Source organism: Sporosarcina thermotolerans (genome assembly GCF_042658975.1).
GTDB classification, from domain to species: Bacteria; Bacillota; Bacilli; order Bacillales_A; family Planococcaceae; genus Sporosarcina; species Sporosarcina thermotolerans.
The window spans coordinates 322,875-349,768 of record NZ_JBHSRM010000013.1 but is presented as its reverse complement, the minus strand read 5'-3'; the positions used below and the strand labels follow the sequence as shown (position 1 = coordinate 349,768).

General features: G+C 41.7%; 24 protein-coding genes. All 24 read left to right on the top strand.

What is annotated here, in order from left to right; all coding sequences use genetic code 11:
• Positions 1-9: 9 nt before the first annotated feature.
• The 24 genes from nusA to yfmF all read left to right on the top strand — a co-directional run bounded on the left by nusA (position 10) and on the right by yfmF (position 26,894).
• Positions 10-1,221: a transcription termination factor NusA gene (gene nusA, locus ACFPZG_RS09580; protein WP_283731743.1), complete on the top strand. Its 1,212-nt coding sequence runs from the start codon at positions 10-12 to the stop codon at positions 1,219-1,221.
• A gap of 19 nt (positions 1,222-1,240) precedes the next feature.
• Positions 1,241-1,519, top strand: a complete 279-nt coding sequence (gene rnpM / locus ACFPZG_RS09575) for an RNase P modulator RnpM (protein WP_283731744.1) — start codon at positions 1,241-1,243, stop codon at positions 1,517-1,519.
• A complete protein-coding gene (locus ACFPZG_RS09570) occupies positions 1,516-1,893 on the top strand; it encodes a YlxQ family RNA-binding protein (protein WP_283731745.1) in 378 nt (125 codons plus the stop codon). Before rnpM ends, ACFPZG_RS09570 begins: the two co-directional genes overlap by 4 nt.
• A complete protein-coding gene (gene infB / locus ACFPZG_RS09565; RefSeq protein ID WP_317940095.1) occupies positions 1,841-4,462 on the top strand; it encodes a translation initiation factor IF-2 in 2,622 nt (873 codons plus the stop codon). The genes ACFPZG_RS09570 and infB overlap by 53 nt, the downstream gene beginning before the upstream one ends.
• Entirely contained in the window at positions 4,459-4,737 is a 279-nt protein-coding gene (locus ACFPZG_RS09560) for a DUF503 domain-containing protein (RefSeq protein WP_317940094.1), read from the top strand. The genes infB and ACFPZG_RS09560 overlap by 4 nt, the downstream gene beginning before the upstream one ends.
• Positions 4,738-4,759: 22 nt before the next feature.
• A complete protein-coding gene (gene rbfA / locus ACFPZG_RS09555) occupies positions 4,760-5,107 on the top strand; it encodes a 30S ribosome-binding factor RbfA (protein ID WP_283731746.1) in 348 nt (115 codons plus the stop codon).
• 64 nt (positions 5,108-5,171) lie between these two features.
• Positions 5,172-6,083, top strand: a complete 912-nt coding sequence (gene truB, locus ACFPZG_RS09550) for a tRNA pseudouridine(55) synthase TruB (RefSeq protein ID WP_283731747.1) — start codon at positions 5,172-5,174, stop codon at positions 6,081-6,083.
• 11 nt (positions 6,084-6,094) lie between these two features.
• Positions 6,095-7,042, top strand: coding sequence for a bifunctional riboflavin kinase/FAD synthetase (locus ACFPZG_RS09545; protein ID WP_283731748.1), 948 nt, complete (start codon positions 6,095-6,097; stop codon positions 7,040-7,042).
• Between the two features lie 313 nt (positions 7,043-7,355).
• A complete protein-coding gene (gene rpsO, locus ACFPZG_RS09540; protein WP_283731749.1) occupies positions 7,356-7,625 on the top strand; it encodes a 30S ribosomal protein S15 in 270 nt (89 codons plus the stop codon).
• Between the two features lie 301 nt (positions 7,626-7,926).
• On the top strand, positions 7,927-10,050 hold the full coding sequence (gene pnp / locus ACFPZG_RS09535; RefSeq protein WP_283731750.1) for a polyribonucleotide nucleotidyltransferase: 2,124 nt from the start codon (positions 7,927-7,929) through the stop codon (positions 10,048-10,050).
• Between the two features lie 124 nt (positions 10,051-10,174).
• A complete protein-coding gene (locus ACFPZG_RS09530) occupies positions 10,175-11,413 on the top strand; it encodes a M16 family metallopeptidase (RefSeq protein ID WP_283731751.1) in 1,239 nt (412 codons plus the stop codon).
• Positions 11,414-11,453: 40 nt separating this feature from the next.
• The gene (locus ACFPZG_RS09525; RefSeq protein WP_283731752.1) at positions 11,454-11,729 is read left to right on the top strand and encodes a YlmC/YmxH family sporulation protein; all 276 of its coding nucleotides are present in this window, start codon (positions 11,454-11,456) and stop codon (positions 11,727-11,729) included.
• Positions 11,716-12,495 carry a hypothetical protein gene (locus ACFPZG_RS09520; RefSeq protein WP_283731753.1) on the top strand — a complete coding sequence of 260 codons (780 nt, stop codon included), beginning with the start codon at positions 11,716-11,718 and terminating at the stop codon, positions 12,493-12,495. The genes ACFPZG_RS09525 and ACFPZG_RS09520 overlap by 14 nt, the downstream gene beginning before the upstream one ends.
• Before the next feature lie 13 nt (positions 12,496-12,508).
• Positions 12,509-13,096: a dipicolinate synthase subunit B gene (locus tag ACFPZG_RS09515; protein ID WP_283731754.1), complete on the top strand. Its 588-nt coding sequence runs from the start codon at positions 12,509-12,511 to the stop codon at positions 13,094-13,096.
• 98 nt (positions 13,097-13,194) lie between these two features.
• Positions 13,195-14,223 carry an aspartate-semialdehyde dehydrogenase gene (locus ACFPZG_RS09510; protein ID WP_283731755.1) on the top strand — a complete coding sequence of 343 codons (1,029 nt, stop codon included), beginning with the start codon at positions 13,195-13,197 and terminating at the stop codon, positions 14,221-14,223.
• Between the two features lie 67 nt (positions 14,224-14,290).
• Positions 14,291-15,181 carry a 4-hydroxy-tetrahydrodipicolinate synthase gene (gene dapA, locus ACFPZG_RS09505; protein ID WP_317940093.1) on the top strand — a complete coding sequence of 297 codons (891 nt, stop codon included), beginning with the start codon at positions 14,291-14,293 and terminating at the stop codon, positions 15,179-15,181.
• Positions 15,182-15,425: 244 nt separating this feature from the next.
• A complete protein-coding gene (locus ACFPZG_RS09500) occupies positions 15,426-17,093 on the top strand; it encodes a ribonuclease J (protein WP_317940092.1) in 1,668 nt (555 codons plus the stop codon).
• A gap of 75 nt (positions 17,094-17,168) precedes the next feature.
• Entirely contained in the window at positions 17,169-19,547 is a 2,379-nt protein-coding gene (locus ACFPZG_RS09495; RefSeq protein WP_317940091.1) for a DNA translocase FtsK, read from the top strand.
• Positions 19,548-19,707: 160 nt separating this feature from the next.
• Complete coding sequence (locus ACFPZG_RS09490; RefSeq protein WP_317940090.1) at positions 19,708-20,436, top strand: GntR family transcriptional regulator; 729 nt, start codon at positions 19,708-19,710, stop codon at positions 20,434-20,436.
• Positions 20,437-20,596: 160 nt separating this feature from the next.
• On the top strand, positions 20,597-21,658 hold the full coding sequence (locus ACFPZG_RS09485) for a BMP family lipoprotein (protein WP_283731756.1): 1,062 nt from the start codon (positions 20,597-20,599) through the stop codon (positions 21,656-21,658).
• 263 nt (positions 21,659-21,921) lie between these two features.
• A complete protein-coding gene (locus tag ACFPZG_RS09480; RefSeq protein ID WP_283731757.1) occupies positions 21,922-23,475 on the top strand; it encodes an ABC transporter ATP-binding protein in 1,554 nt (517 codons plus the stop codon).
• Entirely contained in the window at positions 23,465-24,511 is a 1,047-nt protein-coding gene (locus tag ACFPZG_RS09475; protein WP_317940089.1) for an ABC transporter permease, read from the top strand. The genes ACFPZG_RS09480 and ACFPZG_RS09475 overlap by 11 nt, the downstream gene beginning before the upstream one ends.
• Before the next feature lies 1 nt (position 24,512).
• On the top strand, positions 24,513-25,478 hold the full coding sequence (locus ACFPZG_RS09470; protein ID WP_317940088.1) for an ABC transporter permease: 966 nt from the start codon (positions 24,513-24,515) through the stop codon (positions 25,476-25,478).
• Between the two features lie 150 nt (positions 25,479-25,628).
• The gene (gene yfmF, locus ACFPZG_RS09465; protein WP_317940087.1) at positions 25,629-26,894 is read left to right on the top strand and encodes an EF-P 5-aminopentanol modification-associated protein YfmF; all 1,266 of its coding nucleotides are present in this window, start codon (positions 25,629-25,631) and stop codon (positions 26,892-26,894) included.

The following is a 26,894-nucleotide window of genomic DNA, read 5'->3' as shown; positions in this document are numbered from 1 at the left end:
TGATTAACTATGAGTAGTGATCTACTCGATGCATTAACAGCTCTTGAAAAACAGAAAGGTATCTCAAGAGATGTAATTGTTGAAGCAATTGAAGCCGCCCTTGTAACGGCTTATAAACGGAATTTCAACCAAGCTCAAAATGTGCGGGTCGATTTGAACTTAGATAAAGGGACTATGAAAGTTTACTCACGCAAAGATGTAGTTGAAGAAGTGGATGATGAAAGACTTCAAATGGCTTTGGAGGATGCCTTGGCCATTAATCCCGCGTATGAATTAGGAGATATCGTTGAAGAAGAAGTGACTCCACGTGACTTTGGTCGAATCGCTGCACAAACGGCTAAACAAGTTGTTACCCAGCGTGTACGTGAAGCTGAACGTGGTCTGATTTATGATGAGTACGTAGACCGCGAAGATGACATTGTCAATGGTATCGTTGAACGCTTAGATGCAAGAAACCTGTATGTCGGGTTAGGTAAAGTGGAAGCGGTCTTACCAGCAACGGAACAGATCACTACGGAATCCTATCAACCACATGATCGTATTAAAGTGTATATTACAAAGGTTGAGCGTACATCCCGTGGGCCTCAAGTATTTGTTTCCCGTACACATCCTGGCCTATTGCGTAGGCTGTTTGAAATGGAAGTTCCGGAAATTTATGACGGAACAGTTGAAATCAAATCGATTGCAAGGGAAGCGGGGGACCGTTCCAAAATTTCAGTTCATACGACAAATGACGAAGTAGATCCGGTTGGTTCATGTGTAGGTTCACGCGGTGCAAGGGTCCAATCCATTTCGAATGAACTCAACGGTGAGAAGATTGATATCGTGGAATGGTCTGAAGATCCGGTCTTGTTTGTTGCGAATGCGTTAAGCCCATCAAAAGTATTAGATGTGCAAGTGAACGAAGAAGATAGATCGACAAGGGTTGTAGTTCCGGACTATCAGCTATCTTTGGCAATTGGTAAACGTGGTCAAAACGCCAGACTCGCTGCCAAATTGACTGGGTGGAAAATTGATATTAAAAGCGAGACAGACGCAAGAGAGTTGGGCATTTATCCTCCTGCAGCGTCAAATGAAGGTCCTTTCGCAGAAGATGTATATGACGTAACCGAAAATGGAAAAGATGAATATATGGAAGATCCGTATTTCGACAATGACTCCGAAAAGGAATCTGAATACGAAAAGATCGATTTATATTCAGAAACTGACGAAAACAATTGAGTTGAAAGGATGATTGCCCATGACAAGCAAGAAGAAACTCCCTTTGCGTAAATGTGCTGCGACAGGCGAGATGTTACCTAAGAAAGAAATGATCCGCATTGTCCGCACGAAAGAAGGGGATGTTTCAGTCGATCTGACAGGCAAAAAATCGGGACGTGGTACATACGTATCGAAAACTGAAGCAGCTGTCGAAACAGCCAAGCGCAACAGGTCGATTGAAAACCAGCTTGGAGCATCAGTGCCGGAGGAAGTATACGAAGATCTTCTTCATGCAATCCGTCGTGAGGCTTTGAAATGAATCATCCTAAAGAAATATTCCAATTGTTAGGGATGGCAGCAAGGGCCAGGAAACTGATTACAGGCGAAGAACTCGTCATAAAAGAAGTACGATCAGGGAACGCACGCATCGTGATTGTTTCTGAAGATGCTTCAAAGAATACATTGAAGAAAATAAATGATAAATGTGATTTTTATAACGTTGAGAAGCATGTGTTCGGGAGTAGAGAAGCACTCGGCCATGCAATCGGAAAAGAGTCGCGGGTCGTACTCGCGTTAACGGATACCGGTTTTGCCGGAAAATTGTCCGGGCTCCTCAACGAATATAACCGGGGGTGGGCTAATGACGAAGATACGTGTACACGAATACGCGAAAAAAGTGAATCGGACGAGTAAGGAAGTCATCGAGGAGCTTGGAAAATTAAATGTGAATGTAACTAACCACATGTCTATGTTGGATAGAGATGCTACATCTAAATTGGACCAACGATTTGGTAAGGGTGGATCAACACCGTCAGATAAGTCGGCTGGACAGGATCATAAGCAATCTTCACGTCCTGCAAGTAATGCGCAAGATAAGCAAAGAAGAGGCGACAGTCCTGCGGCACAAGGTCAACAGCGACCAAGTCAAAGTTCACAAGGCGGCAATCGTCCAGCACAAGGTCAACAGCGACCAAGTCAAAGTTCACAAGGCGGCAACCGTCCAGTACAAGGGCAACAACGCCAAGGTCAAGGATCACAAGGTGGCAACCGTCCTACAGGTCAACAAGGTCAAGGATCACAAGGCGGTAACCGTCCTACAGGTCAACAAGGTCAAGGATCACAAGGTGGCAACCGTCCAGCACAAGGACAACAACGCCAAGGTCAGGGGTCGCAAGGCGGCAACCGTCCTACAGGTCAACAACGCCAAGGACAAGGGACACAAAGCGGTAACCGTAATGCAACAGGTCAACAGCGTCCAAGTACAGGGGCACAAGGTGGCAACCGTCCCGCTACAGGTCAACAACGTCAAGGCCAAGGAACGCAAGGTGGCAACCGCCCTGCACAAGGCCAACAAGGCCAACAAGGTCAACAAGGTCAACAACGCCAAGGCCAAGGAGGCGGCGGACGTCCAGCTGGACGTGGTGGAAGACCACCAGCTCGTGGCATAAACCAAGGTCGCAGAAGACATCGTCCAGCCCCAATGCCTAAAGTGGAAAAACCACTACCAGAAAAGATTACTTTCTATGAATCCCTTTCTGTTGGTGAACTTGCTAACAAGCTAGGCCGGGAGCCTTCTGAAATCATCAAAAAACTATTCATGCTTGGTGTTATGGCAACCATTAACCAAGAATTGGATAAGGATGCAATCGAGCTGATCTGTGCTGATTACGGCGTTGAAGTAGAAGAAGAAATTCGAATTGATGTAACGGATCTCGAGATTTACTTCGAGGAAGATGAAGTCGTTGAGGAAACTCAAACTGAACGACCACCAGTCGTAACGATAATGGGTCACGTCGACCACGGTAAAACAACCCTACTGGATTCAATCAGAGATACAAAAGTAACTCAAGGTGAAGCAGGCGGTATCACCCAACATATCGGAGCTTACCAGGTTGAAGTTGAAGGAAAGAAAATTACCTTCCTTGATACACCAGGGCATGCTGCATTTACAACAATGCGTGCACGTGGGGCAAAAGTTACCGATATTACGATACTTGTCGTAGCAGCTGATGACGGTGTAATGCCGCAGACAATAGAAGCGATAAACCATGCGAAAGCTGCTGAAGTACCAATCATTGTAGCTGTCAACAAGATGGATAAACCATCTGCAAATCCTGATCGTGTGATGCAAGAGTTGACGGAACATGGTCTTTTAGCCGAAGCATGGGGCGGAGACACAATCTTTGTACCGATTTCCGCATTGAAAGGTGAAGGAATCAATCAATTGCTCGAAATGGTTTTATTAGTCGCTGAAGTAGGAGAATTGAAAGCGAGCAAAAACATTCGTGCTCGGGGTACTGTCATTGAGGCACAGCTTGACCGTGGTCGAGGATCCGTAGCAACATTGTTAGTTCAAGACGGGACACTTCGTATTGGAGATCCTATTGTTGTCGGGAACACATTCGGTAAAGTACGTGCAATGATCAATGATTTAGGACGTCGTGTAAAGGAAGCTGGTCCATCAACTCCTGTTGAAATAACAGGTTTGAGTGATGTTCCGCAAGCAGGTGACCGCTTTGTTGTCTTCGAGGATGAGAAGACTGCACGTCAAATTGGTGAATCCCGAGCAGGGGAAGCCTTACAAGAACAACGTGTTGAAAAAACACGTGTTACTCTTGATAATTTATTCGAACAAATGAAGCAAGGCGAAATGAAAGAATTGAATCTTATCGTAAAAGCCGATGTTCAAGGTACAGTTGAAGCAATGGCTGCTTCCCTGATGAAAATTGAAGTTGAGGGCGTAAACGTTAAGATCATCCATACTGGTGCGGGTGCGATTAATGAATCGGATATTTCTCTTGCGGCAGCATCAAACGCGATTGTCATTGGATTTAATGTGCGTCCGGATGTCAATGCTAAGCGTGCAGCTGAAGAAGAGGGCGTCGATATTCGTTTACACCGTGTTATCTATAAAGTAATTGAGGAAATTGAATTTGCGATGAAGGGATTATTGGATCCTGAATATCAGGAAAAAGTAATCGGTCAGGCCGAAGTTCGTGAAACATTCAAAGTCACGAAAATCGGAACAATCGCAGGTAGTTATGTTACAGAAGGGAAAATTACACGTGATGCCGGTGTCCGCGTACTACGTGATAATATCGTCATCTTTGAAGGTGAGTTAGATACTTTGAAACGTTTCAAAGACGATGTTAAAGAAGTAGCAAAAGGCTATGAATGCGGAATTACCGTTAAGAACTTCAATGATATTAAAGAAGGCGACATTTTCGAAGCCTTTGTAATGGAGGAAATTAAACGGGCATGATTGTCTATGCTGAGTGTACATTCTTTATTCCCGATGTCCATTCGTTGAAAGAAAAAAGATCCGTATTAAAAAGAATGACGGATCGAGTTAAAAATGAATTTAATGTTTCCGTTGCGGAAATCGATCACCAAGATCTTTGGCAAAGAACAACGATTGCTCTCGTTTCAGTCGCTTCTTCAAAAGAGGCGGCTGAGGGAGAGACAAGAAGAGCCATTCGTTTTTTAGAATCGAATCCAGAATGGGAAATGACAGAACAACTATTTGACTATTATTGATGCGGAATCGGGGTGACCATCCATGTCTATGCGTGCGAATCGTGTCGCTGAACAGATGAAAAAGGAATTAGGCGGAATTATTGGCCAAAAATTGAAAGATCCTCGCATTGGCTTTGTCACGGTAACGGACGTCGAAGTGACGGGCGATCTTCAGCAAGCTACGATCTTCATTTCAGTATTGGGAAATGATTCGGAAAAAGAAGCAACCCTTGCAGGTCTGACAAAAGCAAAAGGATTTATCCGTACCGAAATTGGCCAACGGATTAGACTCCGAAAAACACCGGAGATAGATTTTGCATTTGATGATTCTGTTGAATACGGAAATCGTATTGAATCATTGTTACGCCAGGTTAATAAAGGCGAAGAATAACAAAACGGAGGAAGTCGGTGTCCAAAAGGACTTTCCGGCTTCTTTCTTTTTTAGGAGGATATAAATGGATGGGATTCTTCCTTTATGGAAAGAAAAAGGGATGACCTCGCATGATTGCGTGTTTAAGCTTAGAAAAATTTTAGGCATGAAAAGAGTTGGACATACGGGAACATTAGATCCAAATGTGGAAGGTGTATTGCCGATTTGCCTTGGTCAAGCGACGAAGGTGGCCGAATATGTAACTGACTCCGGGAAAGAGTATGTTGCTACGGTTTCAATAGGGAGTGCTACTGAAACGGAAGATTCAGATGGGGAAGTCATAAAGCTCGATGATTCACCCAAAAAGATTAAAAGAGAAGAAATTCTTCAAGCTCTTTCAAAGTTGACCGGAGAAATTATACAGATACCACCCATGTATTCAGCTGTAAAGGTAAATGGGAAAAGACTGTACGAGTATGCCCGAAAAGGGGTTGAGGTAGAACGCCCTGAACGGAAAGTAACTATCTATGAAATAGAATTACTTGATGATCGTGATTTATTCGAAGGTGAAGAAATCCTTTTTACAATTCGTGTTAATTGCGGAAAAGGTACATATATTAGAACGTTATCCGTTCAAATTGGTGAAATCCTCGGTTACCCAGCACATATGGCAAAGTTAGTCCGAACCTCTTCCGGTAAGTTTAGGCAGCAGGATTGCTTGACACTTCGAGAGGTTGAGGAATTGAAAGATAGTGGCAATCTTAGTACGTATGTGCGACCGCTCGAAGATGCACTTGGAGAATTCGTATTTGAGGAACTGGATGATGAATTATATGATAAGATTATGAATGGACAAGTTTTACATAGTCATCCATTACTTGAGAATCACGAACAAATCGTTTTCACTAAAAATTCAAAAGCGGTGGCAGTCTATCGTCACCATCCAGAAAAAAAAGGATTAATGAAACCAGAGAAAATGTTTCCATTTAACAGGTAGGGGAGAAAGACATGGAAATCTATCATTTGCAATATCCACAACATAAGACAATCGATGATATAGGGCCCTTTTCACTAGCAATCGGTTTTTTTGATGGGTTGCATAAAGGCCATCAAGCTGTAATTGAAGAGGCAAAGAAAAAAGCAGAACAACTTGGTATCAAATCTGCAGTAATGACGTTTGATCCACATCCTTCACATCTTTTCGGTGATGGAGAGAATAAAGTTGGCTACATTACCCAATATCCTTTAAAATCTCAATATATTGAAGAAATGGGAATCGATGCCTTGTTCATCGTGAAATTCGATCAGCCACTTTCCTCACTTTCACCCGAGCAATTCATAGAAATTTTCATAAAAGGCTTGGGAGTTAAACATGTAACAGCTGGATTCGATTTCACGTTCGGTTCCAAAGGTGCCGGTACAATGGCACAAATGGATGCGCTATCGAATGGGGATTACAGCACATCAGTCATTGAGAAAGTGACAGACTCAGACGAAAAGGTTTCCTCAACATTAATACGTAAACTTCTTTCAGAAGGCGATGTCGAAAAGACAGCTACATTATTGGGAAGATCATTCCGTACTGTAGGGACAGTTGTCGATGGTGAGAAAAGAGGGAGACTACTTGGATTTCCAACAGCCAACGTCTTGCCTGATGACGAGCTAATAATCCCTTCCAACGGAGTATACGCAGTTAAATTCTCGCTTGCCGATCAAATCTACGATGGGGTATGCAACGTTGGAGTCAAACCAACCTTCCACGACCCATCTGTCAGTAAGACAAGCGTCGAAGTGCACCTCCTCGACTTTACTGGAGATCTATACGGAAAAGAAGTCTCAGTAGACTGGATCGCCCGCATCAGAGACGAAAAGAAATTCGGCTCAGTTGACGAATTAGTTGAGCAAATCAGCATGGATAAGGAAACTGCGAAGGAACTGCTTGGCAGGAACTTATAATTAGTACCTGGCCAGTACCTGGCCATTTCCGTTGCTTGAAGTGAAGGGCGGCGACTCCTACGGGAAAAGCGTCAGCAGAAGACCCCGCAACGAAGCGTAGCGAAGTGAGGAGGCTGAGGCGACGCCCGTGGAAAGCGTCCGCCCGAAACGTAAAGCAACTGATGCATGTATATATTTGTTGTATATGATTTTCACATATGTTATGATAAATCAGTGCCACAGCACAAACCTTTCCTTGGCATTTCGAATCACCAACGAATGCTCGGGATTCGGGGATATTTTATTTTACTTTAATCAATAGGAGGTGAAAAGGATGGCTATTACACAAGAGCGTAAAAATGAATTGATCAATGAGTTCAAAATTCATGAAAACGATACAGGGTCTGCAGTAGTTCAGATCGCTATCCTTACTGAAGAGATCAACAACTTGAACAACCACTTTAAAGTGCATAACAAAGACCACCACTCACGTCGCGGTCTATTTAAAATGGTCGGTACGCGTAAAAGACTTCTAAAGTATTTGCGTGAAACTGATGTTCAACGTTACCGTGATCTTATTGCTAAACTCGGCCTTCGCCGTTAATAAGATGTATACGAAAGCGGGCCTTGCCCGCTTTTTTTTATGCTTTAGAAATTATGAAATCTTAGTATGAATATACCTGTAAAATAGCGTGTTTCCGGCCAGACTCCGGGCGCCAGTCCCTCGAGTCGCTTCAGAAATACCAAAAAGGCAAAGGGCGCCTTTCCGGTATTTCTTCCAGCGCTTTTCGGGACTCAGCAGGCGCCCTTCGCTTTTGTTTACATATATCCGTCTTTTTTGATACACTACTAGTTAATACATACTACGTATGATGTCCATGCTTGAATTAGAGAGGAGTACCATAATGACAGAACAGAAAAAAGTTTACACATTTGATTGGGCTGGGAGGCAACTGACCATTGAAACTGGACAGCTTGCAAAACAGGCAAATGGTGCAGTACTTGTAAGATACGGTGATACAACGGTATTGTCGACAGCTACAACATCTAAAACACCGAAAGCGCTTGATTTCTTTCCGTTAACTGTAAACTACGAGGAAAGACTATACGCAGTCGGTAAAATTCCTGGAGGCTTCATCAAACGTGAAGGACGTCCATCAGAGAAAGCGGTTTTAACTAGCCGACTAATTGACCGCCCAATCCGCCCATTATTCGCAGACGGCTTCCGTAATGATGTACAAGTCATTTCGCTCGTCATGTCAGTTGATCAGAATTGCTCATCCGAAATGGCTGCTATGCTTGGCTCATCCCTTGCATTATCCGTTTCTGACATCCCGTTCGAAGGCCCGATTGCAGGTGTTCAAATCGGACGTATTAATGGTGAATTCATCGTCAACCCGACTCCAGAACAACTAAATGCAAGTGAGTTGGATCTTGTAGTTGCCGGAACTAAGGATGCCATCAATATGGTTGAAGCCGGTGCCAAAGAAGTTGCAGAAGATGTTATTCTGGAAGCAATTATGTTCGGTCACGAGCAGATTATAAAGCTGATTGAATTCCAAGAGAAGATTATCGCGGAAGTCGGTAAGGAAAAAATGGAAATCACTTTGTTCGAGCTTGACGAAGCAATACTTGCTGAAGTGAAAGACAAATGTGAGACTAATCTTATCAATGCAATCCAAACGGAAGAGAAGCATGCCCGTGAAGATGCGATAAATACAGTGAAAAACGAAGTGATGGAACATTATAAGAGTGAAGAAGCGAACGATGATACGCTCAAACAAGTAAAAAACATCTTGGATCACCTTGTTAAAAATGAGGTCCGCAGACTCATCACTGATGAAAAGGTCCGCCCGGATGGCCGTGGTCTGGATGAAATCCGCCCGCTGGCATCTGAAGTCGGTATCTTACAGCGTACACATGGCTCAGGCTTGTTCACACGTGGACAAACTCAAGCACTTAGCGTATGTACACTTGGCGCACTTGGTGAAGTTCAAATCATTGATGGACTTGGCTTAGAGGAATCAAAACGCTTTATGCACCATTACAACTTCCCGAACTTCAGCGTAGGGGAAACGGGTCCTATCCGTGGACCTGGCCGTCGTGAAATCGGTCACGGAGCATTAGGAGAACGTGCTCTTGAAGCGATTATTCCGGATGAGAAAGAATTCCCTTACACAATCCGTCTCGTAGCAGAAGTACTTGAATCCAATGGGTCTTCATCCCAAGCTTCGATCTGCGCGTCAACTATGGCGATGATGGATGCAGGTATCCCGATTAAAGCGCCAGTTGCTGGTATTGCAATGGGGCTTGTGAAAAAAGGGGATAACTATTCAATCCTATCTGACATTCAAGGCATGGAAGACCATTTAGGTGATATGGACTTCAAAGTTGCAGGTACTGAAAAAGGAATTACAGCATTACAAATGGACATTAAAATCGAAGGATTATCCCGACAAATTTTAGAGGAATCATTGGTTCAAGCGAAGATTGGCCGGATGAAAATCCTTGATCATATGCTTTCAACGATTTCCACATCACGCGAGGAACTTTCGAGATATGCACCGAAAATCATTATGATTCGCATTAATCCGGATAAAATTCGAGATGTAATTGGACCAGGTGGAAAAGTGATCAATAAGATCATTGAAGAAACTAATGTTAAGATTGACACTGAACAAGACGGTACAATCTACATTTCATCCCCTGAATCCGATATGAATGAAAAGGCGAAAACAATGATTGAAAATATTGTTCGCGAAGCAAAAGTTGGAGAATATTATTTAGGGAAAGTGAAAAGAATTGAGAAATTCGGAGCATTCCTTGAGATATTCCCTGGTAAAGATGGTCTTCTTCACATCTCGGAAATCCAAGAAGAACGCACGAAGGCTGTTGAGGATGTATTGAAAATGGGAGATGAACTTCTTGTAAAGGTCATCGAAATTGACAACCAAGGCCGCGTAAACCTGTCAAGAAAGATTGTTCTTAAGGAGCAAAAGGAAGCTGCAGAAAAAGAAGGAAAAGAATAATATAAAAAGTGAATTCTAGTCATAAAATAGAAAGCCCCTCTTTTACGATGACGTAAAGATGGAGGCTTTTTGTTCATTCTTATATAAAATTTAATCGGAGTAGAAAAACGGGGGAATCATTTTAATGAAAAAAACAATATGTGCGAATGGCGTAAGGATCGTTCATGAAAAGATGCCATACACTCGTTCAGTCGCAATCGGTATATGGGTTAAGGCTGGTTCTTTGGATGAAAACAAAGCCGAGTGGGGCCTATCTCACTTCATTGAACATATGCTTTTCAAAGGTACTACCAACCGAAGCGCAAAAGCGATTGCGGAGCAATTTGATCGTATTGGCGGTGATATAAATGCCTATACATCGAAAGAGATGACCTGTTTTTATACAACAGTTCTTGACTATCATGCAGAGAAAGCGATGGAAATACTTGTAGATATGTTCTTCCATTCTGTTTTTGATGAAACTGAAATTGAAAAGGAAAAGTCAGTTATTTTGGATGAAATTGCATCTGTAGAAGATACACCGGATGACGATGTCGATGAAAGACTTTGGTCTGTCATGTATCCCAATCATCCAATTGGCCGATCCATCGGCGGAGTGAAAGATACATTAGGCAAATTCAATCGGAAAATGATAGATGATTATATGTCTCGTCTTTATACTCCCGAAAATATTGTCATTTCAATTGCAGGTAATTATGATGAAAAGTTAGTGGATTTCATTGAAAGCAAGTTTGGGGCATTTAGCGGGAATGCGAAGGGGATAGATTCGATATCAGACGTGCAACCCATCTTTAAAAGTGGATTGACGACAAAACATAAAGAAATTGAACAAGCTCATATATGTATCGGTTATCCTGGTTTGGCCCTGAACGAAAAGAGACTGCATGATTTGATCCTCCTTGATAGTATTGTTGGCGGCACAATGTCATCGCGTTTATTCCAAGAGATCCGTGAAGAACAAGGACTTGCGTATTCTGTCTTCTCCTATTATTCATCCTATACGATGGCAGGCTCATTCGTAATTTATGGCGGAACGAGTCCTGAACAATTGGAGAATATGGTCGTTACTATGGATAGAATCACTGCTCAGATAAAATCTGAAGGTGTGACTGAATTGGAGTTGTCTAATGCGAAGGAACAATTAAAAGCTACCATTTTGCTTGGCCTCGAAAGTACAGAATCGAGAATGCATCGGAATGGAAAGAATGAATTAGTCCTTAACGAGCATAAGGGAATAGATGAAGTTCAAAGTATAATTGACAGCGTGAAGATAACTGATGTTAATCAAATAGCGTACGAGACGTTCACCGATAAACGGGCCATTTCCATTATCGCACCAAAAAGTGCAGCTTTGCCTTTTTGAATCATATGATGAAGAAGGACTGTAAAAAAGGGGGAAGGATATGCTGCTCTCAGAAATGGCACAAAAAGAGCTTATCCAAGTAGAGGAAGGAATCCGTTATGGGTTTCTTGCAGATACGGATTTAATTTTTAATCGGAAAACTGGTGAAATCATTGGTTTTGAAGTGAAGAAGAAATTCGGTCGTTTCCCATTTCGAAATCGGGAACAGGAATCATCGGAATTTATTCCATGGAGTGAAATTGTTTTGATAGGTGAACATCGTATCCTTTTCGGGAAAACACATAGTATGGGGGATTTTGACATTGACGACAATTGACGGAAAATGGCTGTTCATCGGAACGGATAAGCGATTATCGGAATGTTGTAGAATTATGAAGGAATTGGGTGCTGAAACGTATCATCATAATGGAAATGCGTATACAAACGAGTTATCTAATGCGCTTGAGAAGTTCGCACCTACCCATATAGTTTTTCCGGTTCTTCAAATGGAAGGTACCATTCCAGTGGATAAAATCAATGAGGGAACCATTCTTTATCCTGGAGTGGCTACAGAAGATTGGCTAAAACATTTCAGTAAAGCGGGAATTACTGTAAAACCTTATCTGAAAGAAGTTGAATACGTTTGGGAGAATGCGAGGTTAACGGCGGAAGGATTTTTAATCGAATACTACTCTTCAACCAAACGCCGAATATCGGGTGACCATTTTTATATTGCAGGTTTTGGGAAGGTAGCGAAAATGACAGCCGATGTTCTCTTTTCACTGGGGGCATCAGTAACAATTTTGGCTCGTTCCCAAGACCAATTAGGTGAAGCCTCTGCTATTGGTTATAATACATTACCATTAACACCGGGTGATGTGAATTTGCAGGGGAACTTCATTAATACAATCCCAGCTAAATGGTTGCGGGCCAGCGAAAATGCCGAAATCCGCATTTTTGACTTGGCTTCGGCACCGGGCTGCCTAAAGGACAATGACCCTGTTGAATACTATACAATACACCTCGGATTACCCGGTAAGCATTTTCCGGTTGATGCGGCAAAAGCACTTGCTGATGCACTACTGAGGATGAATAGTAGATGAAAGGGGAAAATAGATGCTACAAGGTAAAAGGATTGGCCTTGGTATAACGGCATCACATTGCACGTATGACCAAATACTACCTGTGATTAGTGAATTGCAAGAAAATGGGGCGACTGTAGTGCCGGTAATTACCCATTCAGTACTGACGGCAGCGACAAGGTTCGGTACAGGTGAAGAATGGATAAAAAGGATTGAGGATGCAACTGGAGAGAAAGTTATTTCAACAATTGTAGGTGCTGAGCCATTTGGCCCGACTTCTCCAGTAGATATTATGATTATCGCTCCGATGACTGGAAATTCCATGAGTAAATTTGCGAATGCCGCAACGGATTCGCCTGTTTTAATGGCGGCAAAAGCTACTTTACGAAATGGTAGTCCGGTTTTACTTGGTATCTCAACAAATGATGCATTAGGCTTGAACGGATATAACGTTATGAAACTTCTTAACACGAAAAATGTGTATTTCATCCCTTTCGGACAGGATGACCCGTACAAAAAACCAAACTCCCTTATCTCCGACTTCACAAAAATGGTACCTGCGGCTGCTGCAGCACTTGAGCATAAGCAACTTCAACCTCTCTTGATCATTCATGAAAAATAATCCAAAGCAGATTATTAATGTATATGATATAATTTCCCCAATGAACTCTTGTATATTTATTCAAGAGAATTACTATTTGTAATGAAAGGGAGACAGAAATGAAGAATGAAAATCTAAATGTGGCAATTGTCGGAGCAACTGGAGCGGTCGGTTCGAAAATACTTGAAAAGCTTATAGAGCGCAAGTTTCCGGCAAAAACCATTAAAATGCTTGCCTCGAAACGTTCTGCGGGAACAGAGATTTCCGTTGGTGGGCAAACATACATCGTAGAAGAAACTGTCCCCGAATCTTTTGAAGGGATTGATATCGCCTTCTTTAGCGCCGGGGGATCCATCTCCCGAAAATTTGCACATGAGGCCGTTAAAAGAGGGGCTGTTGTCATAGATAACACAAGTGCATTCAGGATGGATGAAGATGTGCCATTAGTTGTTCCAGAAGTAAATCCATCTGCATTGAAGGGGCATAATGGAATTATCGCGAATCCAAATTGCTCAACAATCCAAATGGTTGCGGCACTTCAACCAGTGAAGGAAAAGTTCGGTATCAGCCGGATTATCGTATCGACATACCAGGCTGTATCTGGAGCAGGTTCTGAAGCGATAGACGAGTTGGGGGAACAAAGTAAACAATTCGAAGGCCGGTCAAGTATCAAGGCTGAAATACTTCCTTCAGCTTCCGCTGACCGTCATTTCCCAATTGCTTTTAATGCGATTCCTCAAATCGATCTATTCGATGATTCAGGCTATACGTTGGAAGAACTTAAAATGATGAACGAAACTAAAAAGATATTTGAGGACCAAAAATTAGCTGTCTCTGCAACTTGTGTCCGTCTACCTGTTGTCACGGGACATTCCGAGTCTGTCTATATCGAAACGGATTTGAATACAACTGTGGAAGATATCCGCTCAGCAATTGAGAGTGCATCCGGTGTTGTCTTGCAAGATGACCCATCTTCGCAAGTCTATCCAATGCCTTTATATTCAGAAGGGAAAGATGAGGTTTTTGTTGGTCGAATTCGAAAAGACCCAAATCATCCAAACGGATTCCATCTTTGGATTGTTGCTGACAATTTGCTTAAAGGAGCAGCTTTGAATTCAATACAAATCGCAGAGGAACTAGTTAAGTAAAGGTTTTCTTGTTCCTTGGTTATCAGTGAGTTGCATCAAGAGTAAGCTACGAAAAGGAATGATCTGTATGGATCTTGGATATATAGGAACGGCAATGGTCACACCTTTTTCCGAAACAGGATACATCGATTATGACTTGACAGAGACCCTAATTGAACATCTTATAGCAACTGGGACAGATTCCCTGATTGTATGTGGTACAACAGGGGAGTCGCCCACTCTTAATCATGAAGAAAAATCAAATCTATTTAAATACGCAATCGAAATCGTAAACAAGAGAATACCTGTTATTGCAGGTACGGGAACATTCAATACTGCGGAAACCGTCAAGTTGACGAGGCAGGCCGAAACTTTGGGAGCAGACGGCATAATGCTTGTCACGCCTTATTACAATAAGCCTGACCAGAAGGGGATTATTGCACACTTTTCCCATATCGCGGGTGAAACGAACCTTCCAATCATGCTTTATAATATCCCCGGAAGATCGGCAGTAAATATGCAGTCAGAAACGGTTATCGAGCTATCAAAGATCAAGAACATCCGAGCTGTAAAAGAAGCAAGCGGAAGCCTTGATCAGATATCAAATATCATCTCTGGCACCGATAAGGGATTCAAAGTATACAGTGGAGATGATGCCCTCACATTACCAGTATTATCGATTGGTGGTGATGGAGTCATTTCGGTTGCATCCCATATTGTCGGTTCACAAATGCAACAAATGATGAGTGCATTCAAGTTAGGTGACACGAACAATGCGGCAGAAATGCACCGTACGCTCCTTCCATTATTTCAAGCAATATTCTCCGCGCCAAACCCAGTCCCTATTAAATATGCTTTAAAGAAAATAGGGATTAATACCGGAGGGGTAAGAATGCCGTTAACAGAATTTGGTAGGGAGTCCGCATCATTCGACGCCATTTGGAACGAATTTAAAAATAAACTACAAATTTCTCAATAAACTAAAGCCGGTTGCGGATTACCGGCTTTTTTTGTTTGTGTAGTAGGGGCGTTCTCACGTATAATGAAAGTTAGTCGTTGTGGACGGGTACTCAACAAATATGTTAGGTTTGATGGATAATGGTTAAGTGGGATAAAAGAGTGGACATGTTTATTGAATGTAAAAACACTAATCCCATAAAAACATACATAGACGGACGATATTACAAAATCAGTCTTTTATAAACAGTATAGGAGGAAATAAAGTGACAAAGATAAAAAATGAAGTGATAAAAGTAATCCCGCTCGGAGGAGTTGGGGAAATTGGAAAAGCGATGTACGTCATTGAAATTGACGATGAACTTTTTATAGTGGATTCTGGGCTAATGTTCCCGGAGGGAGAAATGCTTGGGATTGATATTGTGATTCCTGATTTGACTTATATAGAGGAAAATAAAGAGAGGGTTAAAGGGATTTTTCTGACTCATGGTCATGAGGATGCAATCGGATCCATCGCCTACCTTCTGCAAAAAGTGCAAGCACCTGTCTATGGATCGAAACTGACTCTCGCACTTGCGAAAGAACATTTGAAGGATATGCCGGCACCTTCTAGTGTTAAGTTTTTCGAAGTTACAAATAAAAGTCGTATGAATTTCAAACGGACATATGTGACATTTTTCCATACAACTCATAGCATTCCCGACACTCTTGGCATCGTATTCCATACAAGTGAAGGAGCGATTGTCCACACGGGAGAATTCAAATTTGATCAGTCGGCAAAAGGAAAATACCGTCCCGATATTGCAAAAATGGCTGCACTTGGAGAAGAAGGTGTGTTCATTCTACTGTCTGATTCCAATGAGGCGGAGCGCCCTGGATATACGACATCTGAGTTGGTTATAGAAGAGAAGCTCTCTACGACGTTCCATGGAGCAGAGGGGCGCATCCTTGTTGCACTTTATGCATCGAATTTCATAAGAATTCAGCAAGTTTTCGATAAAGCCTTGGAAACAGGCAAAAAAGTAGCGGTAGTTGGTAAAAGTCTAGAAAGCTATTTCGAAGTAGGAATGCGTTTAGGCTATTTGCAAATAGAAGAAGATGTGGTCATCTCAGTGAAGGACATTGGAAAATACACCGATGACCAAATTGTGATCATTGTGACAGGAAACAAAGGCGAGCCACTTGATGCGCTTGAAAAAATTGTACGGAAATACCATAAAGATATTAAGATTAAAGAGACCGACACAGTCCTAATCACCTTTACTCCATCTCCTGGCATGGAAGTATCTATGTTCAAGATGGCCAATGAATTGTCGAAAGCCGGGGCAAACGTTCTTACTTCATCCCGTAACGTTCATGTTTCCGGGCATGGGAGCCAAGAAGATTTGAAATTAATGTTGAATCTAATGCAACCTAAATATTTCATCCCTATTCAGGGGGAATACAAGATGCTGATTGCTCACTCCAAACTTGCACAGCAGGTCGGCTTGCAAAAATCCCAGATCTTCATTGCTGATAAGGGCGACATTGTCGAATATAAAAATGACAAGATGAGAATGAGCGGCAGAGTACAGGCTGGAAATATCCTTATTGACGGTATCGGGGTAGGAGATGTCGGCAATATTGTCTTAAGAGACAGAAAGCTATTGTCACAAGATGGGATATTTACGGTAGTCATTACACTAAGCCGTAGACAGAAAAAAATTGCCGCAGGTCCTGAAATTGTGTCACGGGGCTTTGTATATGTCCGTGAATCAGAGGAGCTACTTGAGGAGTCCAGAAAGCTTGTCCATAAGATTGTCGAAAAGTATGTGAATAAAGATACATTCGAATGGACAAACATAAAACAAGAGATCCGTGATACGTTGAGTTCGTATTTGTTCCAACAAACAAAAAGAAGACCAATGATCATTCCAATCATTATGGAGTACTAATTCAACTAAAAACGAAAAAGGATTTCCATGCCGACCGTACGGCGGGAAATCCTTTTTGTGAAAGGAGGAGGAAACATGTCCAAAAAATCGAAGAAACGAAAAAAGGCCAGTGCTTCACGGAAAAAGAAGGATGGCATTAATCCATTAGTGTATGAAGTTTCAGGTTTAACAATGATTGGCTTCGCTATTATTATTATTTTTGAATTTGGAATGGTAGGAAGGGGTCTGTCTTCATTTGCGAGACTGCTATTTGGTAATTGGCATGGAGCTGTCCCATTTTTATTGATCGTACAAGCACTTCTTTTCATGATCAATCGTAAAACAGTAGGATGGAAAAATCGTATTGTTGGGGGTAGTCTGTTCATACTTGCAAGTTTATTACTATTTAGCCATATCCATTTATTCAAAGAACTATATGAAAGCAAAGTACTTATGACGAATTCAGCAATTAAAGAAACATGGAAAGTCCTTGTAACTAATGGAGGAATAGTTTCCAGAAGCGGGGCACTTGGCGGGGGATTAATAGGTGCCATCCTATTTGCTTTATTCCATACATTATTCGATTCCTCCGGTGCGACTGTCGCAGGGGTACTCCTATTGTTGGTTGGTATTATTCTATTAACCGGTAAAGCATTTGTTCCATATTTATTGGAATTGTATCCAAAAATAGCAGAATCCTTTAAGTCGAAATTCGAAAGGAACGAAAAGAACAGAAAGAACGAAAAGAAACCAAAAGAAAAACAAGATTCGTCTGTACCATCAAGAATGTCGCGTTCCCAAAAAGGGAAACAAACTGATAATGATAAGGAGCAAGAATTCACACCTGATGTGGGTGAACAACAAGAAATCATTTCTAAACCGATTATTTCTAACTTCAAGGAAAATATTAATAAGTCAACCCTTGATGAACAAGCCGCTGTAGCAGAGATGGAAAGGCCAGTAGAGCAGAAAAAAGAAGAAACGAGCAGCCCTGAGCAAAATCAGATGGACACATATTCTGGTGTTGCGGGGGAGGAGGAGAATGTTTCATATATTCTTCCGCCGCCTTCATTACTACTCCAGTCCCCTTCTAATGACCAATCAGCTGAATTTGTTTCCATCCAAGCCAATGCCGAAAAACTGGAAAAAACGTTTTTAAGTTTTGGTGTGAAAGCAACAGTTGAACAAGTTCATTTAGGTCCTGCAGTTACAAAGTATGAAGTGCTCCCGGACACAGGTGTAAAAGTTAGTAGAATCGTTAGTCTAGCGGATGATATTGCCCTTGCCCTTGCAGCAAGTGATATTAGAATCGAGGCACCGATTCCAGGGAAATCAGCTGTCGGAATTGAAGTTCCAAATAGTTCTGTCGCTATTGTGAGTTTGCGGGAAGTGATTGAAGCGAAGGAAAACAATCGACCTGATTCGAAATTGATGATTGCGTTAGGTCGCGACGTGACTGGACAAGCAATGATGGCCGAGTTGAATAAAATGCCTCACGTCCTTGTTGCGGGATCGACGGGTAGTGGGAAAAGTGTTTGCATCAACGGCATCATCATTAGTATTTTAATGCGTGCCAAGCCACATGAAGTTAAAATGATGATGATCGACCCTAAAATGGTTGAATTAAATGTGTACAATGGAGTACCTCATTTGTTGGCACCGGTTGTAACCGATCCTCGGAAAGCTTCCCAAGCTTTGAAGAAGGTCGTATCAGAAATGGAACGTCGATATGAATTATTCTCGCATACAGGAACCCGGAATATTGAGGGGTATAATGATCACATTGAACAATGGAATGTAGAAAACGATGAAAAACATCCGAAAATGCCTTATATAGTTGTTATTGTTGATGAGCTTGCGGATTTAATGATGGTTGCTTCGAGTGATGTCGAGGATTCGATTACTCGTCTTGCTCAAATGGCAAGAGCTGCGGGCATCCATTTAATCATTGCGACTCAACGTCCAAGTGTAGATGTCATTACAGGGATCATTAAGGCGAACATTCCGTCACGAATCGCCTTCGCTGTTTCATCCTCTGTAGATTCAAGGACAATTTTAGACGGATCCGGTGCCGAGAAGCTTTTGGGTCGAGGAGATATGTTATTCCTGCCTGCTGGTGCATCGAAGCCAGTAAGAATTCAAGGGGCTTTCGTTTCCGATCAGGAAGTCGAGAGTATTGTCAATTTTGTCATAGAACAACAAAAGGCTCAATATCAAGAAGAAATGATCCCGACTGATATCGAGGAAGTACAGCCACATGAAGAAACAGATGAACTATACAATGATGCTGTTCAATTGGTCATAGAGATGCAGACGGCATCTGTATCTATGTTGCAGCGCCGTTTCCGAGTTGGTTATTCTAGGGCTGCCCGGATTGTAGATCAAATGGAAATGCGTGGGGTCGTAGGTCCTCCGGAGGGTAGTAAGCCGAGACAAGTCCTTGTTTCCCAAAGTGAAGTGGATATTCATCAATGATTATTATGACTATAGAAACAAGATTGTAACAATTTACTATCTAAAAATCTTGTTTATATAAAATCTACTGTTTATTTTGTAGGATGAAGATGATATAGTATGAATGATTAGGAAAGATGTAACACGTCTGAGGTCTAACCTCACTAAGGGGGGATTGAACATGTTGGTTAAGACGGATCAAAGGCATTTATACGTGCAGGTAATTGAACGTTTAAAGGGTGATATTGACTCCGGTATTTTCAAAGAAAATGAGAAATTCCCCTCGGAATTTGAGTTAGCGAGGAATTTAGGCGTCAGCAGGGCGACACTAAGGGAAGCCTTGCGTGTTCTTGAAGAAGAGAAAGTGATTATTCGTAAACACGGAGTAGGTACTTTCGTTAATCCGCGCCCAATATTTTCGTCCGGTATCGAACAACTTTCAAGCGTCTCCTCGATGATACGTGATGCAGGAATGGAACCAGGTACCATATTTATGGAGGTTCAAGAGAATCCCCCTACTGATGAAATGATGGGAAAATTTGATTGCGGAACGGAAGATAGTCTTGTTACAATTAAAAGGGTTAGAACAGCAGATGGAGATCCAGTTGTATACTGTATCGATCATGTGCTTTCCAGGAATTTAAATGCTGGGGCAGAAGACTTATTGAAAGAATCTATTTTTGATTCGCTCGAAAAATCGGGTAAGATTAAAATTGCCCAAGCTATAGCGAATATTGAACCTGTTGGGTATGATGATGAAGCCTCATCAATTTTAAGATGTGGGGTGGACATTCCTTTGCTCGTATTAATTCAGTATCATTATAGTGAAGAAGGCGAAATGGTCCTTTACTCTAAAAATTATTTTAGGGCCGATAAGTTCAGCTTTCATGTAGTTCGAAAAAGGGTATAAGGTCAATTGGAAAAATATTAGGTAACCCTTCATCCAATTACAGGTGGCAATTCTCACCTGTACTGATTCTGTAAGCGGTTGCTAATTTTCCAAGAGTCTTTAAATAGACGTTCATACGTCAATATTTTATACCAAAATAAAAAACAGGGGGGTCCAATCAGTGAGCAAACGTAAATACGGTCTTGCATTATCATTGGTTCTTGCAGCAGGTACATTACTTGGTGCATGTGGTACGGACAAAGACAAAAAAGATTCTACATCATCAAAAGGTGGAAATGAATCAAACTTTTCAGTAGCGATGGTTACGGATGTCGGTGGTGTTGACGATAAATCCTTCAACCAATCAGCTTGGGAAGGGATCCAAAAGTTCGGGAAAGACAATGGGTTAACTGAAGGAGACGGATACACATATCTTCAGTCAACAGGTGAAGCAGACTACACTACTCACTTAAATGCGCTTGCCCGCCGTGATTTCAGCCTCGTATTTGGCGTTGGTTTCATGATGGAAGATGCGATTGGAACGATTGCTAGTCAACAAACTGACAAGGAATTTGCAATCATTGACGGTGAAGTTAATGAGCCGAACGTAGCAAGCATTCTATTCAAAGAGCAAGAAGGTGCATTCCTTGCGGGTGTCGCAGCAGCTTTAATGACAAAATCCGATAAGATCGGATTTGTCGGCGGTATGGATATCCCGGTTATCAACCGTTTCGAAGCTGGATTTGTTGAAGGTGTTGCAGCAGTAAATCCTAATATTAAAGTAGACGTTAAATACACTGGATTCTTTGACAAAGCTGAACTTGGTAAAGCTGAAGCGGCTCGTATGTATTCTTCAGGCGTAGATATTATCTTCCACGCAGCTGGCGGAACAGGTAACGGTGTCTTCTCTGAAGCGAAAGAACGTAAACAAGCAGATAAAAATGCAAATGTATGGGTAATCGGTGTTGACTCCGACCAATACGACGAAGGTCAAGTTGGTGATGACAACATTACATTAACATCTATGCTTAAGCGTGTTGACGTAGCGGTTCAAGACATCTCAGCACTTGCTAAGGAAGGTAAATTCCCAGGTGGAGAAACAAAAGTTTACGGTCTTCATGATGATGGCGTAAAACTTGCAGATTCACGTGGTGCACTTCCTGAAGATGTTCTTAAGCAAATTGACGAATACGCTAAAAAGATCGCTGATGGTGAAATCGTAGTATCTGAATCCCTAAAATAATTTATAAACAGCAATAAGGGCCGGTTTAGTCCGGCCTTTGTTGTGGATATGGATTTTGTGGGATACATTTATTTAATGTATTAACGAGAGTTAGTAGTAAATTAATAGAGTAAAAGGTTCTTTATCAATATAGATGAGCTTATGATTAGGTCATACGCTTTTATATTGGGTAATTCCACTTATTGTGGTAAAACAGAATCTTTTATTGTATTAATTTTTTCCTGAAGATTAACGTTATATTATTATACAAGGAAGTGAAACCATTGGAATATGTCATTGAGATGTTGAACATTACAAAGAAGTTTGGTGAATTCCGGGCGAATGACAACATCACTCTACAATTGGGAAAAGGAGAGATCCATGCGTTATTAGGTGAAAATGGCGCAGGGAAATCTACATTGATGAACGTATTATTCGGGCTATATCAACCTGAAGATGGAGAAATACGTGTCAATGGAAAAAAGGTCAATATCTCGAATCCAAACGTAGCAAATGATTTAGGAATCGGTATGGTTCATCAACATTTCATGCTTGTGGAAAATTTGACTGTTACCGAAAATATTATCCTTGGCAGTGAGCCGAAAAAAATGGGTGTCGTAAACATCAAGGATGCTGCGAAAAAAGTCGCAGAAATCTCTAAACTTTACGGTTTGAATGTAGATCCATATGAGAAAATCGAGGATATATCTGTTGGGATGCAGCAACGCGTTGAAATTTTAAAAACACTCTATCGTGGAGCGAACATTCTAATCTTTGACGAACCAACGGCTTCACTAACTCCTCAGGAAATTCAAGAATTGATTACCATTATGAAGAAGTTGATAACTGAAGGCAAGTCGATTATTTTGATCACTCATAAATTGCAGGAGATTATGGACGTATCTGATCGAGTCACCGTCATCCGAAAAGGTCAAGGAGTCGGGACAGTTGTTACTTCAGAAACGAATCCGGAAGAGTTGGCAACATTAATGGTCGGAAGACAAGTTACGTTTAAAACAGAAAAAGGGCCGGCGAATCCAACTAATGAAGTATTGTCCGTCACAGATCTTGTTGTTACGGATAATAGGGGAATTGAAAGAGTAAAAGGTTTAAATCTTTCAATCCGTAGAGGAGAAATTGTTGGTCTTGCAGGTATTGACGGAAATGGACAAACCGAGTTGATCGAAGCGATTGCTGGCCTTAGAAAAGTTAAAAGCGGGAAAATCACTATTAATTCGAAAGATATTACTGGCATGAGTCCGAGGGAAATAACTCAATCAGGCTTGGGACATATTCCGCAAGACAGACATAAGCATGGACTTGTACTTAATTTTTCTGTTGGCTATAATGCCGCATTGCAAGAATATTACCACGAGCCATTTTCAAAGAATGGCATCATGAACTATGGTGTGATCTCCGAAAATGCTAATAACATCATAGAAGAATATGATGTACGTACGCAAGGGGAATGGGAACTTGCCCGTGCCCTATCAGGCGGAAACCAACAAAAATTGATCATCGGACGGGAAGTATCGAGAGATCCTGATTTGCTTATTGCCGCATTGCCGACAAGGGGTCTCGATGTAGGTGCGATTGAATTTATTCATAAAAGGCTAATCGAACAGCGTGATAACGGGAAAGCAGTATTCTTAATATCATTTGAGCTGGATGAGGTTATGAATGTTTCGGATCGTATTGCGGTTATCCATGATGGACAAATCGTAGACACTGTTATCCCAGCTGAGACAAATGAACAGGAATTAGGTCTTTTGATGGCAGGTCATGCCATCAAAGGAAAAGATGCATTGAAAGAAGGTGTGGATCGAGATGTCAAATAGAGTTATTAATATTTTAGTTCCAGTCATTTCGATCCTACTTGGTTTACTTGTCGGAGCGATTGTTATGCTTTTCAGTGGCTATGATCCGGTAAACGGATATATAGCTCTTTGGAATGGAATATTTGGAGACAGCTATGCTATTGGTGAGACGATTCGGCAAATTAGTCCCTATATCCTTGCCGGACTTGCTGTAGCATTCGCATTCCGTACAGGTCTTTTCAACATTGGTGTTGAAGGACAGTTGATGGTCGGTTGGTTTGCGGCAGTATATGTGGGTGCAGCATTTGAATTACCTATGATTATCCATCTACCAATTACTTTACTCGCAGCAGCATTGGCAGGTGCCCTATGGGGACTTGTCCCAGGGATTTTGAAGGCTACACTTCGGGTGCATGAAGTTATTGTAACGATTATGATGAACTACGTTGCCCTTCATGTTGTGAATGCACTAATCAAAACAGTTTCTAACGGTAGCTATAAAACGGAAAAAATCCAGCCGACAGCATCATTGCGGTCAGATTTCCTTTCAAATTTAACAGATTACTCAACGCTTCACTATGGTATTTTTGTTGCCCTTGCGATGGTTATTGTAATGTGGTTCATCTTGGAAAAAACAAAAACTGGTTTCGAGTTAAAATCAGTCGGATTCAACGAAAATGCTTCCCAGTATGCAGGGATGAATGTTAAAAAGAACATTGTCCTTTCCATGGTCATCTCCGGTGCGTTTGCAGGGCTTGCTGGCGCAATGGAAGGTCTGGGGACTTTTGGAAGCATGACTAGTCTAGGCGGTTTCACTGGTATTGGATTTGACGGTATTGCGGTTGCCCTACTTGGTGCAAACACTCCGCTTGGTGTCATTTTCGGAGCTTCCTTGTTCGGTTCACTTAAGTATGGTGCGAATAATATGCCGAATGCTGCAAATATACCGCTTGAAATCGTTTCAATCGTCGTTGCACTTATCATTTTCTTTGTTGCTTCAGGATATATCATCCGTGTTGGACTGCAACGTCTGAAAAAGAAAAAGGAGGCGAAATGACATGAGCTTTTTAGAAGTACTATATTTTATCATCCCGACTTCAATCGCTTATGCAGCCCCTCTCATCCTTACAGCAATAGGTGGCGTTTTCTCCGAACGTTCCGGTGTTGTCAATATTGGACTTGAAGGTCTTATGGTAATGGGCGCGTTTGTAGGTATTGTTTTCAATTTAGCCTTTGTTAATGTATTTGGCGGATGGACACCGTGGATTGCCCTGCTTGCTGCGATGCTTGTTGCTGCAATCTTCTCCATCATGCATGCTGTCGCTTCCGTTTCCTTCCGGGCAGATCAGGTTGTTTCCGGGGTAGCGATCAATATGTTAGGAATTGCAATTGCGTTATTTTCTGTAAAAATGATGTTTGGAAAAGGGCAGACTGATTTCATTCAGCAAAAAATTCCGCGCGTTAACGTTCCAATTTTGCAGGATATCCCGATAATCGGGCCGATGTTCTTCAAATCCCTTTACGGAACTTCAGTATTGGCAGTCGTTGTTGCGTTTATCGCATGGTTCGTCCTATACAAGACGCCATTCGGCCTCCGTCTTCGCTCAGTAGGTGAACACCCGATGGCTGCAGATACGATGGGGATCAATGTCACGAAAATCCGGTATGCTGCCGTTATCATTTCCGGTGGTCTTGCAGGTATTGGTGGGGCAATTTATTCCCAAACGATGACAGGCGATTTTGGTCACGCGACGATAAATGGTCAAGGTTTCATGGCGTTGGCTGCTATGATTTTTGGTAAATGGCATCCGATTGGTGCAATGGGAGCTGCCTTATTCTTCGGGTTCGCTCAAACACTTGCAATCAGTGCAGGGTCAATCGATATAGAGTTCATTCAAAAAATACCAACTGTATACTTCCATATACTACCGTACGTCTTGACGATCTTAGCGCTCGCTGGATTTATTGGAAAAGCGAACGCACCGAAGGCTAGTGGTGTGCCGTATATTAAGGGTAGTAGATAAATAACAATCAGTCGCCCAGATTCCTCTATGGATTCTGGGCAGTTTTTTTGTGCAAAGTTATAAATAATGCGTTTATTTTGCTCTGGCAACGTTGTGGAATGTATAGTGTAGAAAGGTATTCGTATAATAAAGGAAAAACGAGGTGTTCATATGTTTAAGAAAATTGTGCTGCAAAAGGGCGTCAATCTATATATTCGAAAGACGGAACAATTCAAGACAATTACGATGTCTATTAAATGGATTTCAGAATTAGACGCAAAACAAGCCGCGCATCGTGCCGTATTATCGAATGTACTTCAAGATTCAAATGCTGAGTATCCGCAACAAAGTGAGCTACGAAAGGCATTGGATGAACTTTATGGCACCGTATTTTACTTGGATGCGGGTAAACGTGACAATACACATATTATTTCTCTAAATATGGAGTGTGTTAACGACGAGTATCTGTCAACTGACGGTGTTTTTGATGATGCATTGAAAATGATACAAACTGTTATTTTTAAACCGAATTTCAAAGATGGCTCATTTGATGAATCAATCGTTCGTCGTGAAAAACGAACAGTAATTGAACGAATCCGTTCTATCTATGATGATAAAGCAAGATATGCCCATAAGCGCATGTTCGATTTAATGCGCCCAAATACCCCAGCTTCGATATCGGCTAACGGAACTGAAGAAGACGTAGAAAGCATTACAAGTGCAACGCTTCTCGATACATATGAGAACATGTTGAAGAATGATGCAGTTGACATTTATATTGTTGGAGATGTCAAAGAGGAAGAATTAATCGAGAAAATTAAAGAGATGTTTAATTTTCAAGAGAGGGAGTTTGTCCGTAAGCCCTCCGAACTTGATACGAATGAAGTGAAAGATATCCAAACGGTTTTTGAGAAACAGGATATGAAGCAAGGGAAATTGCAAGTAGGATATAGTACGCCTGTTTCCTTTTATCATCCAGATTATCCTAAAATGCAAGTTACAAATGGGGTATTCGGTGGATTTGCACATAGTAAATTATTCATGAATGTCCGTGAAAAAGAGAGCATGGCATACACTGTAAATAGCGCCTACGCTGCGTATTATGGCGTAGTGTACGTAATGGCAGGGATTGATGCAGAGCTTGAAGAGAAAGCTGTTAAATTGATTGGAGAACAAATTGACGCTTTACAGAAGGGTAATGTGACGGATATGGAACTTGAGCAAACCGTTGCTTTATTATCAAACAGTATTCGAAGCGCCTTTGATTCCGCAAGAGGGCAAATCGAAATTTATGATCAATATAAATACTTTGATGAGGATTTCACTGCCGATAAATGGATTGCACAGTGGAAGTCGGTCACCATCGAAGATATTAAACAGATGGCTTCACAGATTAAATTGGAACTCATCTACTTGTTATCCGGAAGGGAGGCATAA

What these genes read in the sequence shown, in the direction of transcription:
- nusA (WP_283731743.1), top strand. Translation starts at nt 10, where the DNA reads ATGAGTAGTGATCTACTCGATGCATTAACAGCTCTTGAAAAACAGAAA.
- rnpM (WP_283731744.1), top strand. Translation starts at nt 1,241, where the DNA reads ATGACAAGCAAGAAGAAACTCCCTTTGCGTAAATGTGCTGCGACAGGC.
- ACFPZG_RS09570 (WP_283731745.1), top strand. Translation starts at nt 1,516, where the DNA reads ATGAATCATCCTAAAGAAATATTCCAATTGTTAGGGATGGCAGCAAGG.
- infB (WP_317940095.1), top strand. Translation starts at nt 1,841, where the DNA reads ATGACGAAGATACGTGTACACGAATACGCGAAAAAAGTGAATCGGACG.
- ACFPZG_RS09560 (WP_317940094.1), top strand. Translation starts at nt 4,459, where the DNA reads ATGATTGTCTATGCTGAGTGTACATTCTTTATTCCCGATGTCCATTCG.
- rbfA (WP_283731746.1), top strand. Translation starts at nt 4,760, where the DNA reads ATGTCTATGCGTGCGAATCGTGTCGCTGAACAGATGAAAAAGGAATTA.
- truB (WP_283731747.1), top strand. Translation starts at nt 5,172, where the DNA reads ATGGATGGGATTCTTCCTTTATGGAAAGAAAAAGGGATGACCTCGCAT.
- ACFPZG_RS09545 (WP_283731748.1), top strand. Translation starts at nt 6,095, where the DNA reads ATGGAAATCTATCATTTGCAATATCCACAACATAAGACAATCGATGAT.
- rpsO (WP_283731749.1), top strand. Translation starts at nt 7,356, where the DNA reads ATGGCTATTACACAAGAGCGTAAAAATGAATTGATCAATGAGTTCAAA.
- pnp (WP_283731750.1), top strand. Translation starts at nt 7,927, where the DNA reads ATGACAGAACAGAAAAAAGTTTACACATTTGATTGGGCTGGGAGGCAA.
- ACFPZG_RS09530 (WP_283731751.1), top strand. Translation starts at nt 10,175, where the DNA reads ATGAAAAAAACAATATGTGCGAATGGCGTAAGGATCGTTCATGAAAAG.
- ACFPZG_RS09525 (WP_283731752.1), top strand. Translation starts at nt 11,454, where the DNA reads ATGCTGCTCTCAGAAATGGCACAAAAAGAGCTTATCCAAGTAGAGGAA.
- ACFPZG_RS09515 (WP_283731754.1), top strand. Translation starts at nt 12,509, where the DNA reads ATGCTACAAGGTAAAAGGATTGGCCTTGGTATAACGGCATCACATTGC.
- ACFPZG_RS09510 (WP_283731755.1), top strand. Translation starts at nt 13,195, where the DNA reads ATGAAGAATGAAAATCTAAATGTGGCAATTGTCGGAGCAACTGGAGCG.
- dapA (WP_317940093.1), top strand. Translation starts at nt 14,291, where the DNA reads ATGGATCTTGGATATATAGGAACGGCAATGGTCACACCTTTTTCCGAA.
- ACFPZG_RS09495 (WP_317940091.1), top strand. Translation starts at nt 17,169, where the DNA reads ATGTCCAAAAAATCGAAGAAACGAAAAAAGGCCAGTGCTTCACGGAAA.
- ACFPZG_RS09490 (WP_317940090.1), top strand. Translation starts at nt 19,708, where the DNA reads ATGTTGGTTAAGACGGATCAAAGGCATTTATACGTGCAGGTAATTGAA.
- ACFPZG_RS09475 (WP_317940089.1), top strand. Translation starts at nt 23,465, where the DNA reads ATGTCAAATAGAGTTATTAATATTTTAGTTCCAGTCATTTCGATCCTA.
- ACFPZG_RS09470 (WP_317940088.1), top strand. Translation starts at nt 24,513, where the DNA reads ATGAGCTTTTTAGAAGTACTATATTTTATCATCCCGACTTCAATCGCT.
- yfmF (WP_317940087.1), top strand. Translation starts at nt 25,629, where the DNA reads ATGTTTAAGAAAATTGTGCTGCAAAAGGGCGTCAATCTATATATTCGA.